Annotated in this window: 22 protein-coding genes and 2 pseudogenes; 9 read left to right on the top strand and 15 right to left on the bottom strand. The window is 63.7% G+C overall.

Translation table 11 applies throughout. The annotated features are described in order from the left end of the window. The first annotated feature begins 17 nt into the window (after positions 1 to 17). Positions 18 to 1691 carry an electron transfer flavoprotein-ubiquinone oxidoreductase gene (locus C3Y15_RS19585; protein WP_124260171.1) on the top strand — a complete coding sequence of 558 codons (1674 nt, stop codon included), beginning with the start codon at positions 18 to 20 and terminating at the stop codon, positions 1689 to 1691. A gap of 18 nt (positions 1692 to 1709) precedes the next feature. Here the strand turns inward: C3Y15_RS19585 and C3Y15_RS32355 are convergent. The 11 genes and pseudogenes from C3Y15_RS32355 to C3Y15_RS19530 all read right to left on the bottom strand — a co-directional run. Beyond that, a pseudogene (locus C3Y15_RS32355) lies at positions 1710 to 1844 on the bottom strand (chemotaxis protein); the annotation flags it as partial. A gap of 253 nt (positions 1845 to 2097) precedes the next feature. After that, positions 2098 to 3471: an MFS transporter gene (locus C3Y15_RS19575; RefSeq protein WP_243860252.1), complete on the bottom strand. Its 1374-nt coding sequence runs from the start codon at positions 3469 to 3471 to the stop codon at positions 2098 to 2100. Positions 3472 to 3506: 35 nt separating this feature from the next. Continuing rightward, positions 3507 to 4967 (bottom strand): NAD-dependent succinate-semialdehyde dehydrogenase, encoded by a 1461-nt coding sequence (locus C3Y15_RS19570; protein ID WP_124260172.1) that lies wholly within the window; start codon positions 4965 to 4967, stop codon positions 3507 to 3509. A gap of 106 nt (positions 4968 to 5073) precedes the next feature. Beyond that, a complete protein-coding gene (locus C3Y15_RS19565; RefSeq protein ID WP_124260173.1) occupies positions 5074 to 5781 on the bottom strand; it encodes a GntR family transcriptional regulator in 708 nt (235 codons plus the stop codon). An 11-nt stretch (positions 5782 to 5792) separates the two neighbouring features. After that, complete coding sequence (locus C3Y15_RS19560) at positions 5793 to 6899, bottom strand: ABC transporter ATP-binding protein (RefSeq protein WP_124260174.1); 1107 nt, start codon at positions 6897 to 6899, stop codon at positions 5793 to 5795. A gap of 11 nt (positions 6900 to 6910) precedes the next feature. Beyond that, positions 6911 to 7711, bottom strand: a complete 801-nt coding sequence (locus C3Y15_RS19555) for an ABC transporter permease (RefSeq protein ID WP_124260175.1) — start codon at positions 7709 to 7711, stop codon at positions 6911 to 6913. A gap of 1 nt (position 7712) precedes the next feature. Next, positions 7713 to 8597 carry an ABC transporter permease gene (locus tag C3Y15_RS19550; RefSeq protein ID WP_124260176.1) on the bottom strand — a complete coding sequence of 295 codons (885 nt, stop codon included), beginning with the start codon at positions 8595 to 8597 and terminating at the stop codon, positions 7713 to 7715. Positions 8598 to 8738: 141 nt separating this feature from the next. Continuing rightward, positions 8739 to 9779: an ABC transporter substrate-binding protein gene (locus C3Y15_RS19545; protein ID WP_124260177.1), complete on the bottom strand. Its 1041-nt coding sequence runs from the start codon at positions 9777 to 9779 to the stop codon at positions 8739 to 8741. 186 nt (positions 9780 to 9965) lie between these two features. Then, positions 9966 to 10415, bottom strand: a pseudogene (locus C3Y15_RS19540) (flavin reductase); the annotation flags it as partial. Positions 10416 to 10669: 254 nt separating this feature from the next. Continuing rightward, positions 10670 to 11359 (bottom strand): GntR family transcriptional regulator, encoded by a 690-nt coding sequence (locus C3Y15_RS19535; protein WP_124260178.1) that lies wholly within the window; start codon positions 11357 to 11359, stop codon positions 10670 to 10672. 136 nt (positions 11360 to 11495) lie between these two features. Further along, complete coding sequence (locus C3Y15_RS19530; protein ID WP_124260179.1) at positions 11496 to 11786, bottom strand: DUF1330 domain-containing protein; 291 nt, start codon at positions 11784 to 11786, stop codon at positions 11496 to 11498. A 109-nt stretch (positions 11787 to 11895) separates the two neighbouring features. On the opposite strand from C3Y15_RS19530, the gene C3Y15_RS31990 reads away from it, so the two are divergent. The 8 genes from C3Y15_RS31990 (at position 11896) to C3Y15_RS19490 (ending at position 22035) form a co-directional block, all read left to right on the top strand. Further along, positions 11896 to 12498, top strand: a complete 603-nt coding sequence (locus C3Y15_RS31990) for an amino acid synthesis family protein (protein ID WP_185499751.1) — start codon at positions 11896 to 11898, stop codon at positions 12496 to 12498. Further along, positions 12467 to 13285 (top strand): alpha/beta hydrolase, encoded by an 819-nt coding sequence (locus C3Y15_RS19520; protein WP_185499752.1) that lies wholly within the window; start codon positions 12467 to 12469, stop codon positions 13283 to 13285. Before C3Y15_RS31990 ends, C3Y15_RS19520 begins: the two co-directional genes overlap by 32 nt. A 1-nt stretch (position 13286) precedes the next feature. Further along, a complete protein-coding gene (locus C3Y15_RS19515) occupies positions 13287 to 14222 on the top strand; it encodes a flavin reductase (RefSeq protein ID WP_124260182.1) in 936 nt (311 codons plus the stop codon). Between the two features lie 11 nt (positions 14223 to 14233). Then, complete coding sequence (locus C3Y15_RS19510; protein WP_124260183.1) at positions 14234 to 15271, top strand: LLM class flavin-dependent oxidoreductase; 1038 nt, start codon at positions 14234 to 14236, stop codon at positions 15269 to 15271. A gap of 12 nt (positions 15272 to 15283) precedes the next feature. Next, positions 15284 to 16753: an aldehyde dehydrogenase gene (locus C3Y15_RS19505; protein ID WP_124260184.1), complete on the top strand. Its 1470-nt coding sequence runs from the start codon at positions 15284 to 15286 to the stop codon at positions 16751 to 16753. Positions 16754 to 16874: 121 nt separating this feature from the next. Continuing rightward, complete coding sequence (locus C3Y15_RS19500; RefSeq protein WP_124260185.1) at positions 16875 to 18287, top strand: cytosine permease; 1413 nt, start codon at positions 16875 to 16877, stop codon at positions 18285 to 18287. 15 nt (positions 18288 to 18302) lie between these two features. Next, a complete protein-coding gene (locus C3Y15_RS19495; protein ID WP_124260186.1) occupies positions 18303 to 18692 on the top strand; it encodes a carboxymuconolactone decarboxylase family protein in 390 nt (129 codons plus the stop codon). Positions 18693 to 19053: 361 nt separating this feature from the next. Then, on the top strand, positions 19054 to 22035 hold the full coding sequence (locus C3Y15_RS19490) for a Tn3 family transposase (protein WP_124260187.1): 2982 nt from the start codon (positions 19054 to 19056) through the stop codon (positions 22033 to 22035). A 19-nt stretch (positions 22036 to 22054) separates the two neighbouring features. Here C3Y15_RS19490 and C3Y15_RS31790 read toward each other — a convergent pair whose 3' ends face one another. From C3Y15_RS31790 to C3Y15_RS32345, 4 genes are all read right to left on the bottom strand, one after another. After that, positions 22055 to 22207 (bottom strand): hypothetical protein, encoded by a 153-nt coding sequence (locus C3Y15_RS31790; RefSeq protein WP_166677059.1) that lies wholly within the window; start codon positions 22205 to 22207, stop codon positions 22055 to 22057. A gap of 470 nt (positions 22208 to 22677) precedes the next feature. Then, the gene (locus C3Y15_RS19480) at positions 22678 to 22965 is read right to left on the bottom strand and encodes a type II toxin-antitoxin system PemK/MazF family toxin (RefSeq protein ID WP_311732201.1); all 288 of its coding nucleotides are present in this window, start codon (positions 22963 to 22965) and stop codon (positions 22678 to 22680) included. A 74-nt stretch (positions 22966 to 23039) separates the two neighbouring features. Continuing rightward, positions 23040 to 23294, bottom strand: coding sequence for an AbrB/MazE/SpoVT family DNA-binding domain-containing protein (locus C3Y15_RS19475; protein ID WP_011875571.1), 255 nt, complete (start codon positions 23292 to 23294; stop codon positions 23040 to 23042). Positions 23295 to 23543: 249 nt separating this feature from the next. Next, on the bottom strand, positions 23544 to 24305 hold the full coding sequence (locus tag C3Y15_RS32345) for a hypothetical protein (RefSeq protein WP_243860251.1): 762 nt from the start codon (positions 24303 to 24305) through the stop codon (positions 23544 to 23546). Positions 24306 to 24738: the final 433 nt, after the last annotated feature.

The following is a 24738-nucleotide window of genomic DNA, read 5'->3' as shown; positions in this document are numbered from 1 at the left end:
TGCTCCTTTATCCGCTAATGTCTCACGTTTCGCTTATCGAACAACACGGCCCGCGCGAATCGATGGAATACGACGTCGTGATCGTCGGCGGCGGCCCCGCCGGGCTGTCTGCCGCGATCCGGCTCAAGCAGCTGGCCGCCGAGAAAGGCACCGAGATCGGCGTGTGCGTGCTCGAGAAGGGTTCCGAGATCGGCGCGCACATCCTGTCGGGCGCGGTGATGGACCCGCGCGCGATCACCGAGCTGTTTCCCGACTGGAAGGAACGCGGCGCGCCGCTCGACGTCGAGGTGACGGAAGACCGCTTCCTGTTCCTGTCCGAGAAAAGCGCCGTGACCACGCCGAACTGGGCGTTGCCGGACAACTTCAAGAACCACGGCAACTACGTGATCTCGCTGGGCAACGTCACGCGCTGGCTTGGCCAGCAGGCGGAAGCCCTGGGCGTCGAGATCTTCCCGGGCTTTCCAGCCGCGGAGATCCTCTACAACGACGACGGCTCGGTCAAAGGCGTCGCCACCGGCAACATGGGCGTGGGCAAGGACGGCGAGCCGACCGAGAACTTCCAGCTCGGCATGGAGCTGCACGCGAAGTACACGCTGTTCGCCGAAGGCTGCCGCGGCCACCTCGGCCGTCAACTGATCTCGAAGTTCAAGCTCGACGCGAACGCCGATCCGCAGGCGTACGGGATCGGCATCAAGGAACTGTGGGAAATCGACCCGGCCAAGCACAAGCCGGGCCTCGTGATCCACACGGCCGGCTGGCCGCTGAAGTCGGACACGTACGGCGGCTCGTTCCTGTACCACATGGACAACAACCAGGTCGTGGTCGGTTTCGTGGTGGGCCTCGGCTACACGAACCCGTACCTGTCGCCGTTCGAGGAATTCCAGCGCTACAAGACGCATCCGTCGATCCGCGCGTTCCTCGAGGGCGGCAAGCGCGTGTCGTACGGCGCACGCGCGATCACGGCCGGCGGGCTGCTATCGCTGCCGAAGACGGTGTTCCCGGGCGGCGCGCTGATCGGCGACGACGCAGGCTTCCTGAACGCATCGCGGATCAAGGGCAGCCATGCGGCGATCAAGACCGGCATGCTGGCGGCCGATGCGGCATTCGACGCGGTGCAGGCTGGCCGTCAAGGCGATGAGTTGAACGCCTACCCCGACGCGTTCAAGCAATCGTGGCTGTACACGGAGCTGTACCGCGCGCGCAACTTCAAGCAGTGGATGGCCAAGGGCCTGTACCTGGGCACGCTGATGGTCGGGCTCGAGCAGAAGGTGATGGGCGGCAACGTGCCGTGGACGCTGCACCACAAGCATGCAGATCACGAGATGCTGAAGCCGGCGTCGCAATGCACGCCGATCGAGTATCCGAAACCGGACGGCAAGCTGACGTTCGACCGGCTGTCGTCGGTGTTCATCTCGAACACGAACCACGAGGAGAACCAGCCGGCGCACCTGACGCTGAAGGATGCGAGCGTGCCGGTGAACGTGAACCTGCGCACGTATGCGGGGCCGGAGGCGCGCTTCTGCCCGGCGGCCGTGTACGAGTTCGTGAAGAACGACGACGGCGGCGATCGCCTCGTGATCAACGCGCAGAACTGCGTGCACTGCAAGACCTGCGACATCAAGGACCCGACGCAGAACATCGTGTGGGTCACGCCGGAAGGCGGCGGCGGGCCGAATTACCCGAACATGTGATGTTGAACTTGCTCTCGGCTATACAGGCAATTCGCTCCCAGAGGCCTTGAATACCGAAACAGCATCGCTCGGATCCATCGCCTGCTCTTCCAGCGAATGGGCCGCTGCTGCCTGCTCGACGAGAGCGGCATTCTGCTGTATGACCGTATCCATCATCCGTTGGCCCCGGCTCTTTGGATTCCATATTACGGTGCGTACCAGCATATTTAGTCGCGCACCGGGCGCCTTTGCCGGTTTTCCCCCTGCCCACGCACGGGGCCACAAGTCAGGGACGATGTCGGCAACTTTCCCTTCACGGCACCTACGAGGAGAAGCGCCTGTTGGCCTTCACCCGGAGTCGACGCGCCCACGCCCCGCCAGTCGCCGGCCGCTACAAGAAACACTTCCGACTCTCATTCGAAGGCTGTCACGGCACCAGGAGAACTGCGACGGCCGCCGCCACGCCAGCACCAGCGAATGCGTAAAAGTTCCACGGCAACGGTGCTCCAATCTGCACTAACCATCCACCGATTAAAGGCCCGGCAATCGCGCCGAACCGACCAATCCCCAGTGCCCACCCGATTCCCGTCGCCCGGCTATGCGGCGGGTAATATCGCGTGATATACGCGCCGAGCAGCATGGTATTGCCGATCGTGCCGACGCCTGCGATGCCGACGAGCACATAGGTTTCCGTCGTGCCGTGAGCAAAGGGGAGCGCGCATAAGCTGGCTGCCGCCAGCAGATAGAGCACGCTGACGACCGGCCGCGAGCCCAAGCGATCGGCCACGGCACCACCCGCGAGAGAACCCAGCGCCGCAGTCGCGTTGAGCGTGACGAGCAAGCCGAGGCTCGAGCCGAGCGCGAAGCCGGACTTTCGCATCAGTTGCGGCAGCCACGTGCTGAGTCCATAGAGCAGCAGCAGCCCCATGAACATCGCGACCCAGAATGCGAGCGTCGCGCGCAACGTCGGTGCGCCGAACAGCGAGCGGACCGGCGCGGCCTTTTCTCGATCACCGGCGACGCGAACATCCATCGCGCCGTCGCCCGGCCGATCGCTCGCCTGCGCGTCGAGTGCCGGATGTCGAATCCCCAGCGTGCGTGCGAGCACCTGCGCGTCGTCCACCCGATTCCTGGCAAGCAGGAAATCCAGCGACTCAGGCACATGGCGTGCCGCCAGCAGCACCAGGAGCAGCGGCGCGGCGCCCAGCCCAAACAGGAGCCGCCAGCCATACAACGGTAACCAGTTCATCGCGAGCAGCGCGACCAGAATGCCGCCCAGCGAATATCCGGTGTAGATCAGCGCATAGTTGAACGACCGCCGCCCGGGCGGCGAGTACTCGACGGTGAGCGCCGCCGCAGTAGGCACCACACCGCCGAGCCCGAGCCCGCCGCCGACCCGCGCGACGACGAACCACATCGGCGTGGGGGCTAGCGCAGCGGCCGCCATCATTGCGGAGAATAACGTCACGCTGCCGAGCAGCATTCGTCGCCGGCCCACGATGTCGCTCAACGTCCCAGCGCCCATCGCGCCGATCATCATGCCCGCGAGCGAGCAGCTCGCAATCGCGCCGAGCTGAAACGGCGATAACGACCAGTCGGTGCCGTGCGTGAGCATCGGGAGCACGGCGCCATAGATCGCGACGTCATAACCTTCGGCAAGGATCATTGCGAGGCAGATCGCAACGACTTGCAGCGTCACGCGAGCCGGTATCGTAATGCCGGCGGCCTCCCCTGCGTCGCCGATCATCTGCGCCCTGCGATCCTGGGCGACTTCGGTATCTCTGGACGACCACGTATTCATGTCAGCGTGCCCCTATCAGTCGAACGAAACGATGCTCAAACTGCCATGCACAGATACTTGATGACGAGGTAATCGTCGATGCCGTAGTGCGACCCTTCGCGACCGAGCCCCGACTGCTTCACGCCGCCGAACGGCGCGACCTCGTTCGAGATGAGGCCCGTGTTGATGCCGACCATCCCGTACTCGAGCTGCTCGGCCACCCGCCACACGCGCCCGATGTCGCGACTATAGAAGTACGCAGCCAGCCCGAACTCGGTGTCGTTGGCGAGCTTCACCACCTCTTCGTCGCTCGAGAAGCGGAACAGCGGCGCGAGCGGCCCGAAGGTTTCCTCGCGCGCAACGTCCATCTGCGCGGTGGTATTCAGGAGCACCGTTGGTTCGAAGAACCCATGCCCGAGCGCATGCCGCTTGCCGCCGGCAGCGAGCGTGGCGCCTTTCTCGAGCGCATCCGCGATGTGCGCTTCGACCTTGCGAACCGCAGCGTCGTTAATTAGCGGTCCCAGCGTCACGCCGCGCTCAGTGCCGTGCCCTACCGTCAGGCCATTCACCGCAGCCGCCAGCTTCGCGGCGAACGCGTCATACACACGGTCATGCACGTAGAAGCGATTGGTGCACACGCACGTCTGGCCGTTGTTGCGATACTTCGAAGCGATCGCCCCCTCGACGGCGGCATCGAGATCGGCATCGTCGAACACGATGAACGGTGCGTTCCCGCCCAGTTCGAGCGTCACTTTCTTCACAGTCGGCGCACTCTGCGCCATCAGCAGCCGCCCCACGCCGGTCGATCCGGTAAACGACAGCTTGCGCACCACGGGGCTGCTCGTCAGCGCGCCGCCGATCGTCTTCGGATCGCCGGTGACGATGTTGAGCACGCCGTTCGGCACCCCAGCGCGTTCGGCCAGCACCGCGAGCGCGAGCGCCGAGAACGGCGTGGCTTCGGCCGGCTTCACGACGATCGGGCAGCCGGCCGCAAGCGCCGGCCCGACCTTGCGCGTAATCATCGCGTTCGGGAAATTCCACGGCGTGATCGCCGCGCATACGCCGATGGGCTCCTTCACGACCACGAGGCGCTTGTCGGACGCGGGCGTCGCGAGCGTGTCGCCGGCCACGCGCTTGCCCTCTTCCGCGAACCATTCGATGAACGACGCGCCGTAGAGAATTTCGCCCTTCGCTTCGGCTAGCGGCTTGCCCTGCTCGGCCGTGAGGATCAGCGCGAGATCGTCGGCGTTTTCGATCATGAGCTCGTACCAGCGGAGCAGCACGCGCGCACGTTCCTTGGCAGTCTTGGCGCGCCACGCCGGCCATGCGGCATTCGCGGCATCGATCGCGCGAGTCGTCTCGGCCGCGCCCATCAGCGGCACGCTACCGAGCGTGACACCCGTCGCCGGGTCGAGCACGTCGAAGCGTTCGGCCGAATCGGCCTCGCACCATTGCCCGTCGATATAAGCGAGATGGCGCAAGAGCGCCGGATCCTTCAACTGCGTGTTCAATTCCACGATCGTTCCTTCCGAGGATACAAATGCATGAGGCGGCCCGGGCACGACCCGGGCCGCGAAGAGGGTGAATGTCGAATGGCGGCCGCAGCAACGCCGCGGGTGGGTGCTACCCTGCCTTGCGCCATGAAGCACTCTCGTGACCATGGGTCAGCAGCTTGCGCGCAATCTCGGCCACGCGGGCGACGTGCGCGACGGCCGCGTCGCGTGCCGCCGCCCCGTTCCCGGCCGCAATGCCAGCAAGAATCTCGCGCATCTCCTCGACCGCCTGGTGTCCACGATCATCGGACGCGATCGTCAGCGCACGCAGCCGGTTGATGCGCGCGATCAACGTCTGCACGATCTCCCATGCGACGTGCTTTTTCCCGGCGATGAACATGCGCTCATAGAACGCCGACGTGAGCGCCGTCACCGCCGGGTGAGCGTGCGTCTCAAACGCCTGCTGGATCTTGTCGATGCACGCCGAAAGATCGGCGACGAGCGACGCGTCTGCATGCTGCGCGCAGGCCATCGCGGCCTCGCCTTCGAGCAGCGCGCGTATCTCGTAGATCTCGGCGGCCGTGTCGAAGTCGAGCACCGCGACGATCGGGCCCTGGTTCGGTATCGAATCGACGAGGCCTTCGGTTTCCAGATGCCGCAGGACCTCACGCACGACGGTGCGGCTCACGCCGAGGATCTCGCACAGCGAGCGCTCGACCAGTCGCTCGCCCGGCTGGAAATGCGCGTCCAGGATCGCGGTGCGCATTTTCTCGAGCGCGAGTTCCCGCAGCGTGGCGGTCGGCCGCTCGACTTTCAGAGACGGCAGTGCGGGGTTCATGGCTGTCGGCGTCAGGCTTGCGTGAAGAGGCGCACGTCACGTGCGTCCCAGTCCACGAGCGCCTGCGCACCGATCACGATGCCGCTGTCGTGCCGATGTGCCGCCGGCATGCGGATCGAGATTTCCTGCTGCCACGGCGTCGCGACCGCATAGTGCATCGCGTCCCCGAGGTAGGTGACGTCGCGCACGGTCACCGGCAGGCCGCCGCCGGCGGTCGACGCGGTTGCGCCTCCCCCGCGTTGCAGCGAGCTGATGCGCATCTGTTCCGGACGAATCATCAGCGTGCCTTCGTCGCCAGCGGCGAGTGTCGGATGGAGCAGGTCCGACGCCGTTTCGAGGCCGTTCGGGAACACACCGCCCATGCGGCCGTCGCTCGTCTTCGTCACCTTGACCGGCAGGAAATTCGAATTGCCGATGAAGCTCGCGACGAAGCGCGACGCCGGGTTCGCATACAGTTCCTCGCCTGTGCCGACCTGTTCGATGCGCCCCTGGTTGAACACGGCGATACGGTCCGACAGGCGCAGCGCCTCTTCCTGGTCGTGCGTGACGTACAGGATCGTCACGCCGGTTTCCTGGTGAATGCGGCGCAGTTCCAGCTGGATCTCTTCGCGCAGCTTCTTGTCGAGCGCGGAGAGCGGCTCGTCCATCAGCAGCACCGGCGGATCGTAGGCCAGCGCACGGGCGATGGCGACGCGCTGCTGCTGGCCGCCCGAGAGCTGCGCGGGCATCCGGTCGCGGCACTCGGACAGATGTACGAGTTTCAGCATCTGGTCGACTTTCGCGCGCACCTCGGCGTCGGGCCGGCGGCGTACCCGCAGCGGGAACGCGACGTTCTCGCCCACGGTCAGGTGCGGGAACAACGTATAGCGCTGAAACACCATCCCGATGTTGCGCTGGTTCGGCGGGACCGACAACAGCTGCTTGCCGTCAAGCAGCACGCGGCCGTCGGTCGGCTCCTGGAAGCCCGCGACGACATAGAGTGTGGTGCTCTTGCCCGAGCCCGACGGCCCGAGGAAGGTCATGAATTCCCCCTTTCGCACGTCGAGCGACACGTGGTCGATCGCGACGACGTCGCCGTAGGTCTTGCGCAAGCGCTGGATTTGCAGGAATGCAGTCATGGCGTGTTACCTCAGTGAGCGCGTGCGCGGCGCACCAAGGCGCCCGCCAGCATCAATACGGTGGTCAGCCCGACGAGCAGCGACGACGCAGCCGCGACGACGGGCGTCAGGTCTTGTCGCAGCGTTGCCCAGATCCGCACGGGCAGCGTCTGCAGCGTCGGGCTCGACATGAAGATCGACACAACGACTTCGTCCCACGACGCGAGGAACGCAAAGATCGCGGCGGCAAACAGGCCGAGCCGGATGGCTGGCAGCGTGACGCGCAGCTTCACCGTGAGCGGCGATGCACCGCAGATGAGCGCGGCGTCCTCGAGCGCCGTGTCGAAGCTCACGAGCGAGTTGCTGATGGAGATGATGGAGAATGGCAGCGCGATGATCAGATGGCCGATCACGAAACCGGTCATCGTGCCGTTCAGGCCGATGCGCAGGAAGAACGCATAGAGCGCGACGGCGAGCACGACGACTGGCAGCACCATCGGCGTGAGGAAGAAGCCCCGCACGGCCTCACGGCCGCGGAACCTGCCGCGCACCAGCGCCAGCGACGCGAGGAACCCGATCGCGACGGACAGCACCGTGACAATCACCGCCAGCTTCGCACTGGTCAGCAGCGAGTCGATCCAGCCCGCATCGGTGAACAGCTGCCGGTACCATTCGAGCGTCCAGCCCGGCGGCGGAAAGATCAGCCACTGCGAATCGCCGAACGACAGCGCGACGATAAAGAAGATCGGCAACAGCAGGAATAGCGAGACGGCCGCGCCCACGGCCACGAGAACCCAGCGCAGCGCGCCCAGGCGATCGAAATCGAGCAACATTTCAGCGCCCTCCGGTGGTGGCGCGCGCGCTGCCGGTGAAGCGCAGCTGCAGCGCATAGAGCGCGAGCGTCACCGCAAGCAGCACGAATGCCGCGGCGCCGGCAAGGCCCCAGTTCAGCAGTTCCTGCACGAGCTGCGCGATCAGTTCCGCGAGCATCATGTAAGACGGGCCGCCCAGCAGCGCGGGCGTGACGAAGTAACCGAGCGCCATCACGAACACCATCAGCGCGCCGGAGGCCACGCCCGGCATCGCGAGCGGCACGAGGATGCGCCAGAACGCCTGCCAGCGGCTCGCGCCGCACACCGCGGCGGCGCGCAGCGTCGACGGGTCGATGCTGCGCAGCGTGGCGTGCAGCGGCATCACGAGGAACGGCAGCATGATGTAGGTCATGCCGATCGTCACACCCGTCAGGTTGTTCACGAGCGACAGCGGCTCGTGAATCACGCCGATCGCCATCAGCGCGCGGTTGATCGGCCCGGTTCCCTGCAGCAACACCATCCACGCGAACGTCCGCGCAAGCAGGTTGGTCCACATCGACAGCAGCAGGATCGCGAACAGCACGGCACTGAGCCGGCGCGGCGCGATGGCGAGCAGCCACGCCATCGGAAATCCCACCAGCAACGTGACGAGCGTCACGACCGTCGCCACGAGAAACGTATTGCCGAACACGCGCAGATACGTCGTCGAGCCGAGCAACTGCTCGTAGTTGTGCAGCCCGGGCGTCGGCTCAAGCACGCTGCGCAACAGCAGCGACAGCACCGGCAACAGGAAGAAAATCGCCAGCAGTAGCATCGCGGGCGTCAGCAGCCGCATGCTGCGCCAGTCGCGCCGCTTGCGCGCGGCCGCCGCGGGCGGATGTGCGACGGTACTCAATACGTTGGGCATGGTGGCTCCTTTGTCGGCCAGCGCCGGCACTACAGTGCCTGTTGCCGCTGACCCCATGCGGTTTCGTTGCTCGGCCGCGCCGGTTCGATCCGGTTCGGCCTACTGAACGGCAATCAGGTCGGTACGTCGTGACGCGTCGGCTTACTTCGACTGCCATGCGTACCAGCGCTTCGCGATCGCGTCGCGGTTCTCGGCCCAGTACTTCATGTCGAGATTGATCTGCGAGGTCTTGTACTGGTCGGGCAGCGTCTTGGCGATCGCCGGCGGCATCAGTGCGGCCGAATTCACGTTGATCGGCGCATAGCCCGTATCGGCCGCGAACTTCGCCTGTGCCTGCGCGCTCGTCGCGGCGGCCAGGAACTTCATCGCCGCGTCGCGATGCTTCGCGCCCTTCGGGATCACGAGCATGTCCGCGGCGGTCAGGTTCTGGTTCCACGACATGCCTACCGGCACGCCCGTCTGCGCGAGTGCATGCAGACGACCGTTCCAGAACATGCCGATCGCCGCTTCGCCCGACGCGAGCAACTGCTGTGACTGTGCGCCGCCGCTCCACCAGACGATGTCTCCTTTGATCGAATCGAGCTTCCTGAACGCGCGGTCGAGGTCGAGCGGGTACAGCTTGTTCGGCGCGACGCCGTCGGCGAGCAGCGCGATCTCGAGCACGCCCGGCGCCGACCACTTGTAGAACGTGCGCTTGCCCGGGAAGCGCTTGGTATCGAACAGGTCCGCCCAGTTCTGCGGCTGCGCGCTCGTGTATTTCGCCTTGTTGTAGCCCAGCACGAACGAGTAATAGAAGCTGCCCACAGCGGACGACGTCGCGAAGCGCGGGTCGAGTTCGGCCTTCTTCACCACCGAATAGTCGATGGGCTCAATCAGCCCGGCCTTTTCCGCGGCGTACGCGAAGTCGCCCTCCACGTCGACCACGTCCCAGCTCACGTTACCGCTGTCGACCATCGCCTTGAGCTTGCCGTAGTCGGTCGGCCCGTCCATCAGCACGTTGATGCCGCTCGCCTGCGTGAACGGCTGCGCCCAGTCCTTCTGTTGCGACGACTGGGTCGTGCCGCCCCAGCTGGTGAACACGATCGGGTCCGCCGCCAGCGCGGGCGCGGCGCACAGCGCGGCCAACGGGGCGATAAAGGCGAGGCGTGATGCTGCGAAATGCGGGATGCTTCTGCTGCTCATGGTCTCTCTCTCCAGGTGGAAAACGGTTGTGGCTCGCCGTCACCGAGGCAGCAGCCATTCGAATTCACGTGTTCACGCCGGCAGCGCTAGTCGCGCCGGCTTCTTGATCTTGTGGTGCGTCGTCGTGTCGCAAGAGCGGTGGCGTGGTGACCATCTGCGCACGGCACGCCTGTTCCGACCTTGCCGTCAGTGCGCAAGCGCGAGCGGCCGCACGGTTCCGGTTTCCGTATCTCCGACATAAATGCCGTACGCGTCCTGCCGGCGTTCGCGCACGTAGCGTTCGAGCATCGAGCGCACAGCGGTGTCGGCGATCTCGTCCCACGGAACCTGCCAGAGCGGCACGATGCGGATGCTGTTGTCGAACCACGGCGACCCGGACTGAATCACGCGGCCGCGGTAATAGATATGGATACCCGGCTCGTACTCGCAGGCAGACTCGAACACCGCGAACAGGAAGTCGAGGTGCGCGTTGAGGCCGAGTTTCGCGAGCGCGCCGCGTAGGGTCGCCGCATCGCTAGCCGGTTCGAGCCGACTGCCGGACGGCAGACGCAGGCCCTGCTGCGTCTCGACGAGCACTAGCCCGTCGCGATGTTCGAGAATCGCGCCTACACGGGCCCCGACCGCGGACGCGAATGCCTGTTGCGCGGTTTGTCCGGTCATCGACTCAGCCATGGCGTCCTCCAGTGATCGCTGCGTTACCCGATGAGATTATGGTATGCCATCTTATGGCCTACAACAACGAGTCAATATTCATGGAAAACCATGAGGCGATGACGGAGGATTCTGGCCTGTCAATCGGCAGACAAAACAAAAGGCCGCCGGCATTTCGTGCCGGCGGCCTTTCCCATTCAGGTCGAAGCGTGTATGTTGAATCCCGCGCCAGGAATGCGTTACCTGTCGGTAACGTCCTCGTCCTGCTGCTGCGCGAGCGCGGACAGCGCCAGTTCGGAAACGCGCTTGATGTGCGCAGCCGACGCGGCCGACGCCGCATCGCCGTCGCGCCGCTCGATCGCGTCGAGCAGGCGGTTCATCTCGGTATTGGAATCGCCGCCGCGCCCCGGCATCGCGATGGTCAACGCGCGCAGCCGGTTGATGCGTGCATTGAGCGTCTTGACGACCGTCAGCGACACCTGCTTGCCGGCCGCTTCGAACAGCGTTTCATAGAAACGCTCGGTGTACTCGAGCACACGCGGCAGTTCCTGCTTCTCGAAGGCAGCCTCGATCACCGCGCGGACTTCGCGCAGTTGCCGCACGACCTCGGGGGTGGCGCTCTCGGCGCATGCGCGCGCGGCATTGGCTTCGAGCAAGCCGCGCAACTCATAGATCTCGCCCACTTGCGCCGGGTCGAGCCGCGCGACCACCGGCCCTTGCCGCGACACGGTCTCGACCAGCCCTTCGGTCTCCAGATGGCGGAGCACCTCGCGCACCACGGTGCGGCTCACGCCAAGCTCGTCGCACAGCGTGCGTTCGACGAGCCGGGCTCCGGGCCGGAAATAGCCCTGCACGATCGCACCGCGCAGTTTGTCGAGCGTCAGTTCGCGCAAGGTCTTGGCATTGCGGTCGATTTTGAGGTCTTGCATAGGCGGCATTCTGAAAACGGGTGGGCGGTCTGCGCGCGGCAAGGAGACGGGCACAGACGTGGAATGCCATATTATGACCGAACTGTCAGCAGGCTTTCCATTCCGCCCGCCGCGCGCGTGCCGCCCATTCGCCCGCTCAGCCCTCCAGCCCCTCGACGATCGCGATCTGCGCGTAGCAATGTCCATCCCGCTTAGCCTTCGCCGCCTGGTATTCGGGCGAGCGATAGCACGCGAGCGCCGTCTCCATATCGGCGAAGCGGATCACGACGTGCCGCTCGAATGACTCCCCTTCCAGCACCTGCGACGCTCCGCCGCGCGCGAGGAACACCGCGCCGAACTTCTTGAACGCCTCCGGCGCGAGGTCCGTGTAGTCCTTGTATTTCGCTGGATCCAGCACCTGCACGTGGGCAATCCAGTACGCACTCATTTTTCACCTCCGCTTTCGCGCAATTTCGAGACAGGGTTTACACTCATGGCATGCCGTAACATGGTATACCACAATGAATCCCACAATCAACGCACGAAAGGAAGGTGCCATGAGCCTGATCCGGAAATCCGTCCTCCATGTCGAGACACTCTATGTCGATGGCGACAAGGTCGCGGCCAAACCGCTGAAGATGATCGGCGCGGTCGCCGTGATCAAGAACCCGTGGGCGGGCCGCGGGTACGTCGATGACCTGTCGCCGGAGATTCGCGCGCTCGCACCGCAACTGAGCGAGCACCTGACGAAGCTGATCCTCGACGAAGCTGGTTCGGGCGACGCAGTGGAAGCGTTCGGCAAGAGCGCGATCGTCGGCCTCGACGGCGAAATCGAACATGCGTCCGCGCTGATCCACACGCTCCACTTCGGCAACACCTATCGCACGGCCGTCGGCGCGAAGTCGTACCTCGCGTTCAACAACACGCGCGGCCCGGCCAATGCGCCGCTCCTGATCCCGATGATGGACAAGAACGACGAAGGCCGCCGCTCGCACTACCTGACGCTCCAGTTCTCGATTCCGGACGCGCCGGCTGCCGACGAACTCGTCATCGCCATCGGCGCCGCCACCGGCGGTCGTCCACATCACCGCATCGGCGACCGCTACAAAGATCTCGCAGAGCTCGGAAATGACGTCAAGAACCCTGCCGCTGTCAAATAAGCGCGTCGCCCACTATCTCGACCAGGGCGCCGGCGAACCGCTGGTGCTGATTCACGGGGTCGGCATGCAGGCGAGCGCGTGGTATCCGCAGATCGACGACCTGTCGCGCGACTTCCGCGTGATTTCGGTCGACATGCCGGGCCACGGCACGAGCGATGCGCTCGACCCCGGCGCCGACCTGCAGCAGTTCGTGCAGTGGGCGATCGAGTTCATCGAGGCGTTGAAGGTCGGCCCCGTCAACCTCGCCGGCCATTCGATGGGTTCACTGATCGCCGCCGGCGTCGCGGTGACGCGGCCCGATCTGGTGAAGCGCGTCGCAGTCCTGAACGGTGTGTACCGCCGCACCGAGCAGGCGCGCGAAGCCGTGCTCCAACGCGCGGCCGAACTGCGCTCGGGCACGATCGACGTCGATACGCCGTTGCGGCGCTGGTTCAACGCGGACGAAGCGCAGCAGCTCGCCGCGCGGAAAGTGGAATCGTGGCTGCAGTCCGTGAATCTCGCCGGCTACGCCACTGCCTACACCGCGTTCGCGAAGGGCGACGAAGTATATGCCGACGGCTGGCACCGGATTGCCTGCCCCGCCCTTGTGCTTACAGGATCGGACGACCCGAATTCGACGCCCGAGATGGCTAGGCAGATGGCGCAGGCCGCGCATAACGGCAAGGCCGTCGTGATCGAGAACGAGCGTCACATGGTGAACCTGACCGCGCCCGAGGAAGTCAATCGCGCGCTGCGTGCCTGGTTGCAGACCGAGCCGCAGGCGGAAACCCTGAAATCGGAAGTGTGAGATGAGCCAAGCAACCAGCCAGGAAGCCCCGACGATCAACACCCGCGAGCTGCGCGACGCGTTCGGCGCATTCATGACCGGCGTGACGATCGTCACCACCGCCCGCGACGACGGCCAGCCGCTCGGCTTCACTGCGAACTCGTTCTCGTCAGTGTCGCTGGACCCCGCGCTGCTGCTCGTCAGCATCGCGAAGACGTCGAGCAATTTTCAGGCGTTTTCCACCACGGGCCACTTCGCGATCAACATCCTCGCCGAGGGGCAAAAGGACCTGTCCAACACGTTTGCCCGGCCCAGCGAAGATCGCTTCGCGAAGGTCGACTGGCAACTGAGCGCCCATCGCAATCCGCTCATCGACGACGTCAGCGCATGGTTCGACTGCACGACGCACGCGGTAATCGATGCGGGCGATCATGCGCTGCTGGTCGGTAAGGTCGAGGCGTTTCATTCCGCCGGCTACGCGGGCCTCGGCTACTACCGCGGCGGCTATTTCACGCCGGCGAAGGTGTCGGCCGAAGTCATCGCCGGGCCGAAGGTGATCGTCAGCGCGATCATCACGCGCGACGACAAGGTGCTCATGGAGAAGACGGCCGACGGCAAGTGGGCACTGCCCACAAAGGAAATCGGCAACGAAGGCGCCGACAAGGCGCTCGCCGAACTCTTTCGGCAGTACCAGCCGGACGCATCGGCAAGCTTCATTTATTCGGTCTACAACAATACCGAGACGCACTACCAGTACATCTCGTTCCTCTGCAGCGCACCGGACGAAGTGGCCGCCGCCGGCGAATTCGTGAACCTCGACGATATCGACACCGACGCGTTCCAGGACAGTGCCCTCGCCAGCATGCTCGAACGCTATCGCAAGGAGAGCCAGTTGAAGAGTTACGGCCTGTACTTCGGCGATCACAGCACCGGCACCGTCCGCCCGCTTCTTTCCTGAAAGGTCACATCATGCGTTTTTCGCTTTTCGTCCACATGGAGCGCGTCTCCGACCAGACCAGCCAAAAGCAGCTGTACGACGAGATGGTCGAGCTGTGCCAAATCGCCGATCGCGGCGGCATGCACGCCGTCTGGACCGGCGAGCACCACGGCATGGACTTCACGATCGCGCCGAATCCGTTCATCAACCTCGCCGATCTCGCGAACAAGACGACGCGCGTGCGGCTCGGCACGGGCACGGTCGTCGCGCCGTTCTGGCACCCGATCAAGCTCGCCGGCGAAGCCGCGATGACCGACATCATCTCGGGCGGCCGCCTGGAACTCGGGATCGCGCGCGGCGCCTATTCGTTCGAATACGAGCGCCTGATGCCGGGCCTCGACGCGTGGGGCGCGGGCCAGCGCATGCGCGAACTCATTCCGGCCGTGAAGAAGCTGTGGGAAGGCGATTACGCGCACGAAGGCGAGTTCTGGCAATTCCCGTCGACGACGTCGTCGCCGCTGCCGCTGCAGCGCCCGCACCCGCCGATCTGGGTGGCCGCGCGCGATCCGAACAGCCATGAGTTCGCGGTCGCGAACGGCTGCAACGTGCAGGTCACGCCGCTGCACTTCGGCGACGAGGAAGTCGAGAAGCTGGTCGGGCACTTCAACGCCGCGTGCGAGAAGTTCAGCGACATGCCGCGCCCGCAGATCATGCTGCTGCGTCACACCTACGTGGCGAGCAGCGAGGATGACGCGCAAGTGGCCGCCGACGAAGTCAACGTGTTCTACAACTACTTCGGTGCGTGGTTCAAGAACGAGCGTCCGATCAGCCGGGGGATGATCAAGCCGCTGAGCAGCGAGGAAATCGCCGCGCACCCGTTCTACACGCCGGAAGCCATGCGCAAGAACAACGTGATCGGCACGCCCGCGGAAGTCATCGCGCGCCTGAAGGCATACGAAGCGCTCGGCTTCGACGAGTACTCGTTCTGGATCGATACCGGCATGAGCTTCGAGCGCAAGAAGGCGTCGCTCGAGCGGATGATCCGCGACGTGATGCCTGCGTTCCAATAAGGTCCCGTTGCCATGAATGCGCACTTTCAGCTGTATATCGACGGGCAGTTCGAGCCCGGTGCCGCGACCTTCGGCAGCATCAATCCCGCAACCGGCGCCGTATGGGCGCAGATGCCGGAGGCGCGTACGGACGAAGTCAACCGGGCGGTCGCGGCGGCCGGCCGCGCACTGACCGATCCGGCCTGGGCCGGACTATCGGCGTCGGCGCGCGGCAAGCTGCTGTACAAGCTCGCCGAGCTCGTCGAAAAAGCCGCGCCGCGACTCGCTGAAATCGAAACGAACGATACCGGCAAGATCATCCGCGAGACGTCGAGCCAGATTGCGTATGTCGCCGAGTATTACCGCTACTACGCCGGCATCGCGGACAAGCTCGAAGGCAGCAGCATCCCCGTCGACAAGCCGGACATGCAAGTGTGGCTCGAGCGCCAGCCCGTCGGCGTGGTCGCCGCGATCGTGCCCTGGAACAGCCAGCTGTTCCTGTCCGCGGTCAAGGTCGGCCCGGCGCTGGCCGCCGGCTGCACGGTGGTGCTGAAGGCGTCCGAGGAAGCGCCGGGGCCGTTGCTGGAATTCGCGCGCGTCGTGCATGAGGCCGGATTCCCGCCGGGCGTCGTCAACGTCATCACCGGCTTCGGCCCGGAATGCGGCGCGGTACTGAGCAGCCATCCCGGCGTGGACAAGGTCGCGTTCACCGGCGGCCCCGAGACGGCGCGCCACATCGTGCGGAACACGGCGAACAATCTTGCGAAGGTGTCGCTCGAGCTCGGCGGCAAGTCGCCGTTCATCGTGTTCGCCGATACCGACATCCAGAGCGCGGTGAATGCGCAGGTCGCCGCGATCTTCGCGGCGAGCGGCCAGAGCTGCGTCGCGGGTTCGCGCTTGCTGATCGAGGCTTCCGTCAAGGCGCAATTCCTTGCGTTGCTGGTCGAGCGCGTGTCGCGCATTCGCGTCGGGTCGCCCAACGAGAAGGAAACCGAGTACGGCCCGCTGTGCACCGAGCGCCAGCTTCGCAACATCGAGGCGGTCGTCGCGAGTTCGGTGCGCCAGGGCGCGAAGGTCCTCGCCGGCGGGAAGCAGCTCGAGCGCGACGGGTACTACTACGCGCCGACGATCCTCGACTGCACCGGCGTCGAACATGCCGACAGCATCACGACGGAACTGTTCGGCCCGGTGCTGTCGGTCGACACGTTCGACTCCGAGCAGGAAGCGATCGAAAAAGCCAACAGCACGGCCTACGGTCTCGCCGCCGGCATCTTCACGACCAACCTCACGCGTGCTCACCGCGTGTCGAAGCGCGTGCGCTCGGGCATCGTGTGGATCAACACGTATCGCGCGGTGTCGCCGCTCGTGCCGTTCGGCGGCTTCGGCCTGTCCGGGCACGGCCGCGAAGGCGGCCTGAGCGCGGCGCTCGAATACACGACCACGAAATCCGTGTGGCTGCGCACGTCGGACGATCCGATCAGCGACCCGTTCGTGATGCGTTGAGCGGCAACGCATTCGCCCGCAGTATCGAATCAAAGCCGCAGAAGCCATGTCGCGCCATGCCGCGCCGCGCCGGCGAGCACGTGCGGCGCGGCATGGCTCCGGCAATAAAAACGGAGACAGCATGACCAAGCAGGAAAGCGACGGCAGCGTTCTCGCCATCGAAAGCAACTCGATCGAATATGTTCCCCCCGAGGCGCGGCACGGCAAGCCGGCCGACCTCTTCACCCTGTGGTTCTGCACGAACGTCGCGCCGCTGGCCGTGATCTCGGGCGCCACGTCGGTGCTGGTGTTCCATCTCGACCTGGTCAGTGCGATTCTCGCAATCGCGGCCGGCCAATTCTTCGGCGCGATCTTCCACGCGCTCACCTCCGCGCAGGGGCCGCTCGTCGGCGTGCCGCAGATGATCCAGAGCCGCGCGCAGTTCGGCCGGTACGGGTCGCTGCTGGTGGTCGGATTCACCACGCTGATCTACCTCGGCTTCTTCGTGTCGAACATCATTCTCGCGGGCAAGACGCTCCACACGGCGGCGCCCGCGGTGCCCGTGCCGGTCGCGACCGTCGTCGGCGCGGTACTCGCGACGCTCGTCGGCGTGATCGGCTGCCACTTCATCCATCGCTTCAACAAGATCGGCGCGTGGTTCATGGGCGGCGCGCTGCTGATCGGCATCGCGCTGATGGCGCCGGGCGTCGATGCGAGGATCTTCGAGCAGGGTCATTTCGATCTCGCCAACTGGTTCGCGATGTTCGGGCTGTGCGCGGTGTGGCAGATCAGCTTCGCGCCCTACACGTCCGACTACTCGCGCTATCTGCCGACGTCCGCCGGATTCGCGAAGACCTTTGCGTACACGTATTTCGGCACGTCGCTGGGCACGATCTTCGCGTTCCTGTTCGGCGTGCTCGCCGTCAGCACCGGGCATTCGACCGACGCGATGCAGGCGGTCCGCGAACAGACGGGTGCGTTCGGCTACGTGCTGATCTTCCTGTTCCTGTTCAACATCATCGGCCACAACGGAATGAACCTGTATGGCGCGGTGCTGTCGTTCATCACCGCCGCGCAGACGTTCCGCCCGCACTGGGTGCCCGGCCGCAACGTGCGCGTCGTCGTGTCGGCGGTGCTGCTGGTGGCGTCGACCGCGACCGCGCTGTGGGCATCGAGCAACTTCATCTCGATCTTCCTCGACGCGATCTTCGCGTTGCGGATCGTGCTGGCGCCGTGGATCGCGATCAACCTGATCGACTTCTACCTGGTCAACAACCGGCATTACCACGTCGCGGAGATCGTCAGCAGCAATGGCGGCGTGTATGGGTCGTTCAATGTCAAGGCCATTGCGATCTACGTGTTCGGCGTCGCGGTCCAGGTGCCGTTCATGGAGGAAAGCTTCTTCCACGGACCGTGGGCGTCGATTCTCGGTGGCGCGGACGTCTCGTGGATGGTAGGCCTCGTCGCCACCGCGCTGGCTTGCTACCTCTTCGCGTCGAAGGACGCCTCGCGTGCGCGCGGCCGGTGTCCGGCGTGCGCCAGGGTTTTGGATTAACGAAGGAGATCAATCATGAACGAAGACGACGCGCTGTTTCAGAAAGGCTTGCCGATCCGCCGGGAAGTGCTCGGCCCCGAGTACGTCGATGCGTCGATGGAGAAGGCCGACGCCTTCATGATGGCGTTCCAGCGGGCGACCACCGCGTGGGCGTGGGGCTGGGCATGGGGCGACGACACGCTCGACCGCAAGACACGCAGCCTGCTCAACCTCGCGATGCTGACCGCCGGCGGCCATACGAACGAACTCAAGCTGCACGTGAAGGGGGCGCTCAACAATGGCGTGAGCGTCGACGAGATCAAGGCGACGCTGCTGCATGCGACCGCCTATTCGGGTATCCCGCATGGGCTCAGTGCGTTCAAGGCGGCGCATGATGTGCTGGTGGCTGAAGGGGTGCTGAAGTAAGCGAGTCGCTCGAGCACGTGCGGTGCGCGAAAGCGGCGATAATCCGCGATCCGGGAAGCGCCATATTGCCCGATATCGGCATTCGCAAAGAGCCCGTTATGTTTTTGGGTGACGGCGGGAGGCTGGAAGAGGCGCCTGCGCTTCACGGCAAGCTGGTGCCGCTCCTCCCCACGTGATGGACGGTCGACACCGCAGGGATCGGATTGTCGCGCTGGTCGACGAACTGTCCCAAGGCACCATCGACAGGAACATGGACATGAGTGATACCGACCCCGCCACAGTCGGGCTGTCGGGGCGCTTCAATACGCCGATGCGCTGATCGGTCAGCGCTGCGGGGACTGCCAAGACCGAGGCTGCATTGATGACCAAAGTTCATGAAAGTGCGTACCCGGTACTCCCAGCGGAACCGGAGGCAGCAGAATTGCGAACGGTCTACACGCCCAGTGCCGCCGAGATCCGATTCGTCTTTGGTCAGTTCCGTCAGGCGCCTACGCGCGTGCTGATCCTCGCACAGCTAAAGCTGCTGCAGCGTCTCGGGTACATGCCGGTGATCTCGGACGTGCCGCCGGCCATCATCGAACACGTGTGCGCGGTGCTCGGCGCCCGGCCGCTGCCGCGCACAACCCTCGCGCGCTACGACCGATCGGGCAGCAAGTCCCGGCACCAGAAAATCCTCCGTGAGTTCCTCCGGATTCTCCCCGTCGACAGCACCGTTCAAACATGGCTGACCAAGTTAGCTGCCAACGCGGCCCGGACCAAGGCGGAATTGCCGGACATCGTCAACGTGATGCTGGAAGAGCTGGTTCGGCGCCGCTACGAACTGCCGCCGCTCGCGACACTAACTCGGATCGCTAGCCAGGCCCGCAGCCAGCTCCATGAATCGATTTACCACGCCTTCGTCGACTCGCTCGATGACGCATTGAAGGAGCGTGTCGACGCGCTGTTTCTGACCCGGCGCGGCCGAACACAGTGGGACGAACTCAAGCGCGAGCCGAAGCGCCCCGGGCCACGCGAAATTGCGAGTTTCCTCGAGCACATTCACGCCATGAATGCGTTGACCGACGGCTTGCCGCCTGTGCCGAACATGCTCTCGGTCCCGAAGCGCATGCAGTTCGTCACTGAGGGTCGTGCACTTAACGTGCACGAAATGCGGGCGCTCAAGCCCGCCAAGCGCTATACGCTCGCGCTGCTGTTCATGCTCGCGCAACGCCAGAAGGCACTCGACGACGTCGCAGAAATTTTCATCAAGACCGTGCGCAACCTCGAGCACACCGCCAAGCTGCGACTCCAGCAGTACCAGCTCGCGCACGCCGACCAGTTGCAGTCGCTCGTCAGCCAGTTTCGCGACGTCCTGAACGTGCTGCAGGATGACGAAACGCCCGCAGCCATGCGCATCGCGCAGATGCGGGCCGCATTGAACGACGATCCCGATGCCGTCCTGATCCGCTGCAACGAGCATATCGCGCAGGCTGGCAATCACATCTTTCCGTTCCTGCTTGCGCCGTACAAAAACCTACGCTCGCTGTTATTCCAGTGCGTCGAACAACTATCGCTGAAGCCCAGCTCGCAGGACGACGCCTTACTTCGTGCGCTTGAGTGGATCAAGCAATTGCGTACGTCGCGACGCGAATATCTGTTGCTCAGCGATGCCGATCTCGCGCAATTGCCGCTCGACTGGCTCCCGGAGAAGTGGGAGCGATGCGTGTTGCCGGACGGACGAGCGGCGCGTCTGCTGCACAGGAAATATTTCGAGCTATGCGTGTTCAGTCAGGTCATGCGGGAACTCAACTCAGGCGACATCTTTGTAGAGGGCAGCGATCAATACGACGACCCGCGCGAACACCAAGTGTCGTGGGACGAATTCCGCGAGGAATTGCCGCGCTACAGCGAACTCGTCGACTTCCCGGTCGACAGCCGGGCCTTCGTCCAGAAACTGAAAGACGAACTCGGCGCGCTTTCCGACAAGGTTGACGCAGGTTTCCCGGAAAACGACCACGTCGAGATCGGCGCGCAGGGCCTTATCCTCCACCGACTCGACAAGAAACCTGATCCGCCCAACCGGACCTTGATCGACCAGGCAATCACTGCTTCGATGAGGCCGGTCAGTATCCTGGATATCCTCACCGAAACCGAGCAATGGCTCGATCTGCACCGGCTCTTCGGCCCGCTCTCGGGATTCGAGGCGAAGGTCGACGACCCGCGCAAACGCTTCATCACGACGCTGTTCTGCTACGGCTGTAACCTCGGGCCCACGCAGACTGCACGCTCGATCAAGAATCTGAGTCGCAAGCAGGTCGCGTGGCTGAACCTGAAGCACGTCACCGAAGAACGGCTCGACAAGGCGATCGTCAAGGTGATCAACGCGTACAACCAATTCGCGCTACCAAAATTCTGGGGCTCGGGCAAGCGGGTGTCGGCCGACGGTACGAAGTGGAATCTGTACGAACAGAATCTGCTGTCCGAATACCATATTCGGTATGGCGGCTATGGCGGGATCGGTTACTACCACGTGTCCGATATGTACATTGCGCTGTTCAGCCACTTCATCCCGTGCGGCGTGCATGAGGCGGTGTACATTCTCGACGGATTGATCAAAAACGCCTCAGACGTGCAGCCCGATACCGTTCATGGCGACACGCACGCGCAGAGCGCGCCGGTGTTCGCGCTCGCACATCTGCTTGGGATCAAACTGATGCCGCGCATCCGCGACATCAAGGAACTGGTGTTTTACAAGGCCGATCGGCGCCGACGCTACAAGAACATCGAATCGCTGTTCCGGGCCCGCATCGACTGGGGGCTCATCGAACGACATTTCCCCGACATGCTGCGCGTCGCGGTGTCGATTAAGGCGGGACGGATCACACCGTCGACAATTCTGCGTCGCCTTGGCTCCGAGAGCGTCAAGAACAAACTGTACTTCGCCTTCCGTGAACTCGGCCGCGTGATCCGCACGATGTTTTTGCTTCGCTACATCGACGATCCGGAAATGCGCCAGATCATCCACGCGGCAACGAACAAAAGCGAGCAGTTCAACGACTTTGCGAAATGGCTGATGTTCGGCGGCGAAGTGATCGCCGAAAATATCCGGCACGAGCAGCGCAAGGTTATCAAATACAACCAGCTTGTCGCGAACACGGTCATCTTGTACAACGTGCAGTGGATGTCGCGCAAACTGAAGGCACTGCAGGACAAGGGCCTGCCGATCGATGCCGACGTATTACAGGCGCTTTCGCCGTATCGACGCGAGCATATCAACCGGCTCGGCTCCTATTTGCTAGATCTCCAGCGGAGGGCAGCGCCACTCGATCCAAGCATCGATTTCTCTTTCGAATCAGCGGCTTAAGATCATTTTGGCGAAAAATTCACGAATCCCGGCCGACCCTCAACTCCTTCATCAGTGCCTTGATCTGTCCGATCGCCACTTCGCGTTCGGCCTTGCGAGCAGCGATGATTTGCGCATCCAGTGACTCTCGTTGCGCAATTAAAGCTAGGTAGCCTGGCGATTTCGGGTCCATGTTCTCTCTTCCTTGCACCGGCACGGCCGGCGTGTTCCTATGCCATCTGAATCACGAAATTCGCTGCTGCGTAGCGGACATTACAGCTCCACACTTCCTCGTCGCGTCGATAGAAGTAAGCCCAACCGCTCCTAACGACCATCCTGGCTTGCGGAAACACGGCACTATGACCATTGAGTGCGGCTGAAATCTCATTTCGTTCGCGGCACGTCGCCCAATAGTCGCCATCGGGCAACAAGTCCGGGTCCGGTCGCCTTGATTTCGTCACGGTGTTTTCCTACTTCAAATTGCGTAACGCACGTTCGAGCATGTGCTCCGCGTCTTGCAACTGACTGTGAGCATACGGCAGGTTACCGCCCTTTCCGAGTTGGTTAGCTACGGATACTTTTGCAGATTCGATCGCCCGGAGCACAGCCTTCAGCTCGCGCTCAAGGTCTTTTGTGTCTTGACTTCGATTGCTCACTGTTTTCCTAGTCACCAATCGCGATGATCTGATTCAACTGCTCGCATGCAGCCGCGAACACTTCGTCGGGCACGCGCTTCCACGGATGCGCTTTCGCGCCCCGCGCTCGCCAGTCGAACGACTTCGGCTGATGGCCCAGCACGTAGCTTGTGACGTTCTTCGGCCCTTTGAACTTGATGGCAAACGGGTTTGTGTCGTTGAACTCGGCGGTCGTCATCGGGAGTCCGATGACGATGCCCGTCCGCTCGTTGAACGCCTTGGGCGACAGGACCAGCATGGGATGCAGATCTTTCATCTCGCGGCCCACCTGGGGGGTGCAGTCGATCCAAATTATGTCGCGACGATCGGGCGCCCACAAAGCTCCCGCCATCAGAACACCTCCGCACCGATACGGCCCGTGGCCATCGCCTCGCCACCGTGCTTCGCAGGGTCGAACTGCGCTAGTTTCTCCGCGAGCGTCAGCTTGCGCGGCCCCACCGGGCGCACCGTCACGCCGATCTCATCCGCCGTGATCTCAACCTCCTGATCGACCTCGAAATGTGCGGAGCGCGCGACCGCTGCGGGGATGCGGACAGCCAGGCTGTTTCCCCACTTCTGGATCGTGAGCGTTGCGGTTTTTGCCATGATGCAAACCTCCTTGTAACGTATAAACAAGTATATACATTGCGCATGCTTGTGTCAACGCGTTTAAACGTTATTCGAATGGACGGCGCGAACATGGCCTCCCACATGATTACGGCATGGCCGAGGGCCGTCCTCAGTACCTAATCGTCGCCGAAGTCGACCGCCGCTACCGCCCCCGAGTGTCCTGCGGAGACGTGTCGATGTACGGGGCCATATGATCAATGGAGCCATGTCCTAGGGAAATGCTGATTAATGGGCCACCCTCGGCGTATTACCCATCAGATTGGCGGTGATCGCTATGTCGCCGTCGGCGGTACGCAGTGCGCGATCGAAGCGACTTTTGCGTAGGCGACTAAGATTGAGGCGCAACGGCAGGCCGTCGTCTCCCAGCAGGTTGTGGCGCTGGATGACGGCTTGAATGGCCCGATTGAGGGACTTGCTGTCGAGGCAGGTGATGTTGCCCCTCTTTGTCGACCCTGCACTTGCTTCAGCGCGATACAACCAGATTCGCTGCTTCAGAGCAGGTCGTGCCTCACACACCAGCTCGCGGGTGCTGGCGATGGCTTGTTGCAGCACTGCACCTTCGGAGAGGTCGAAACAAAGATCTTGCTCGGCGGCCTGCTCGCTCGGTTTAGTTGGAGTTTGCCGTTCAAGAGCAGCGCGGCCGATACTGGAACGGATCTTCTTGCTGCGATGCTTCGCAGTGCGCATGCGGATCGTGCCAGGTAGGAATCCCGGCTCCAACGCGTCACGGCACATCTCGAGCAGGGGTGTCGGGTTGAGCCCCTGGCGATGCGCCACCAGCAATAGCCTGAGGCCCTGCACGGCACCTTGCTTCAGCGGTAGGCGGCCATGGTGAACGTCAATGAGATCGGACTTGATAGCCTTGGCTAGGCGCTCTTGCTCCGCGTCACTCAGACTAGTCTGTAGACTGTCTTCGGAGTTCCACGGTAACGCACCGTGCCGGAAGAAGCGTGAAGGCTCGCCCTCAATGAAGCCCTGTGCGAACATTTCGGTAAGGACGGCCTTGACGGCCCGGTAGGCATTGCGTGTCGAACTCGGTCTCCAACCTGCAGCCTGCGCCCGCTTCTGGAGTAATCGTCCGATTCGTGCAAAATCTGGTGGTCAGTCGCCGTAACCCCTTATCCCACAAGGCTCCGCGCCCCTGCGACATCTTTTCAACACGCGATTTTGCAGACATTTGAACAGAAATGCATGTCTGATCAAAAGCGCCAGAATATGCACGAAAGGTACGAATACCTATTTCCCGATCGCCCCCAACCGTCCCGACCGGGGCGCGACGAACCGGCATGGGCTCTTGCCAAGGCGAGCGCGGCTTTTTAGTATCCGGAAAGCAGGCGTCGGGGCCCGGCGCACCAAAAATGCAGCGAGGCGACCGATGCACCGGCGAACAACAGCCCCCTACCTGATCGTGGCAATCGGC

The organism is Burkholderia sp. B10, assembly GCF_004368385.1.
GTDB lineage: Bacteria > Pseudomonadota > Gammaproteobacteria > Burkholderiales > Burkholderiaceae > Burkholderia > Burkholderia vietnamiensis.
This window is presented reverse-complemented; position numbering and strand designations above follow the sequence as displayed.

Bases quoted from the DNA above. Each gene is read 5' to 3' on its own strand.
- C3Y15_RS19585 (WP_124260171.1), top strand. From the start codon at position 18: ATGTCTCACGTTTCGCTTATCGAACAACACGGCCCGCGCGAATCGATG.
- C3Y15_RS19575 (WP_243860252.1), bottom strand. From the start codon at position 3,471: ATGAATACGTGGTCGTCCAGAGATACCGAAGTCGCCCAGGATCGCAGG.
- C3Y15_RS19565 (WP_124260173.1), bottom strand. From the start codon at position 5,781: ATGAACCCCGCACTGCCGTCTCTGAAAGTCGAGCGGCCGACCGCCACG.
- C3Y15_RS19560 (WP_124260174.1), bottom strand. From the start codon at position 6,899: ATGACTGCATTCCTGCAAATCCAGCGCTTGCGCAAGACCTACGGCGAC.
- C3Y15_RS19555 (WP_124260175.1), bottom strand. From the start codon at position 7,711: ATGTTGCTCGATTTCGATCGCCTGGGCGCGCTGCGCTGGGTTCTCGTG.
- C3Y15_RS19550 (WP_124260176.1), bottom strand. From the start codon at position 8,597: ATGCCCAACGTATTGAGTACCGTCGCACATCCGCCCGCGGCGGCCGCG.
- C3Y15_RS19545 (WP_124260177.1), bottom strand. From the start codon at position 9,779: ATGAGCAGCAGAAGCATCCCGCATTTCGCAGCATCACGCCTCGCCTTT.
- C3Y15_RS19535 (WP_124260178.1), bottom strand. From the start codon at position 11,359: ATGCAAGACCTCAAAATCGACCGCAATGCCAAGACCTTGCGCGAACTG.
- C3Y15_RS19530 (WP_124260179.1), bottom strand. From the start codon at position 11,786: ATGAGTGCGTACTGGATTGCCCACGTGCAGGTGCTGGATCCAGCGAAA.
- C3Y15_RS31990 (WP_185499751.1), top strand. From the start codon at position 11,896: ATGAGCCTGATCCGGAAATCCGTCCTCCATGTCGAGACACTCTATGTC.
- C3Y15_RS19520 (WP_185499752.1), top strand. From the start codon at position 12,467: ATGACGTCAAGAACCCTGCCGCTGTCAAATAAGCGCGTCGCCCACTAT.
- C3Y15_RS19515 (WP_124260182.1), top strand. From the start codon at position 13,287: ATGAGCCAAGCAACCAGCCAGGAAGCCCCGACGATCAACACCCGCGAG.
- C3Y15_RS19510 (WP_124260183.1), top strand. From the start codon at position 14,234: ATGCGTTTTTCGCTTTTCGTCCACATGGAGCGCGTCTCCGACCAGACC.
- C3Y15_RS19505 (WP_124260184.1), top strand. From the start codon at position 15,284: ATGAATGCGCACTTTCAGCTGTATATCGACGGGCAGTTCGAGCCCGGT.
- C3Y15_RS19500 (WP_124260185.1), top strand. From the start codon at position 16,875: ATGACCAAGCAGGAAAGCGACGGCAGCGTTCTCGCCATCGAAAGCAAC.
- C3Y15_RS19495 (WP_124260186.1), top strand. From the start codon at position 18,303: ATGAACGAAGACGACGCGCTGTTTCAGAAAGGCTTGCCGATCCGCCGG.
- C3Y15_RS19490 (WP_124260187.1), top strand. From the start codon at position 19,054: ATGACCAAAGTTCATGAAAGTGCGTACCCGGTACTCCCAGCGGAACCG.
- C3Y15_RS31790 (WP_166677059.1), bottom strand. From the start codon at position 22,207: ATGGACCCGAAATCGCCAGGCTACCTAGCTTTAATTGCGCAACGAGAG.
- C3Y15_RS19480 (WP_311732201.1), bottom strand. From the start codon at position 22,965: ATGAAAGATCTGCATCCCATGCTGGTCCTGTCGCCCAAGGCGTTCAAC.
- C3Y15_RS19475 (WP_011875571.1), bottom strand. From the start codon at position 23,294: ATGGCAAAAACCGCAACGCTCACGATCCAGAAGTGGGGAAACAGCCTG.
- C3Y15_RS32345 (WP_243860251.1), bottom strand. From the start codon at position 24,305: ATGTTCGCACAGGGCTTCATTGAGGGCGAGCCTTCACGCTTCTTCCGG.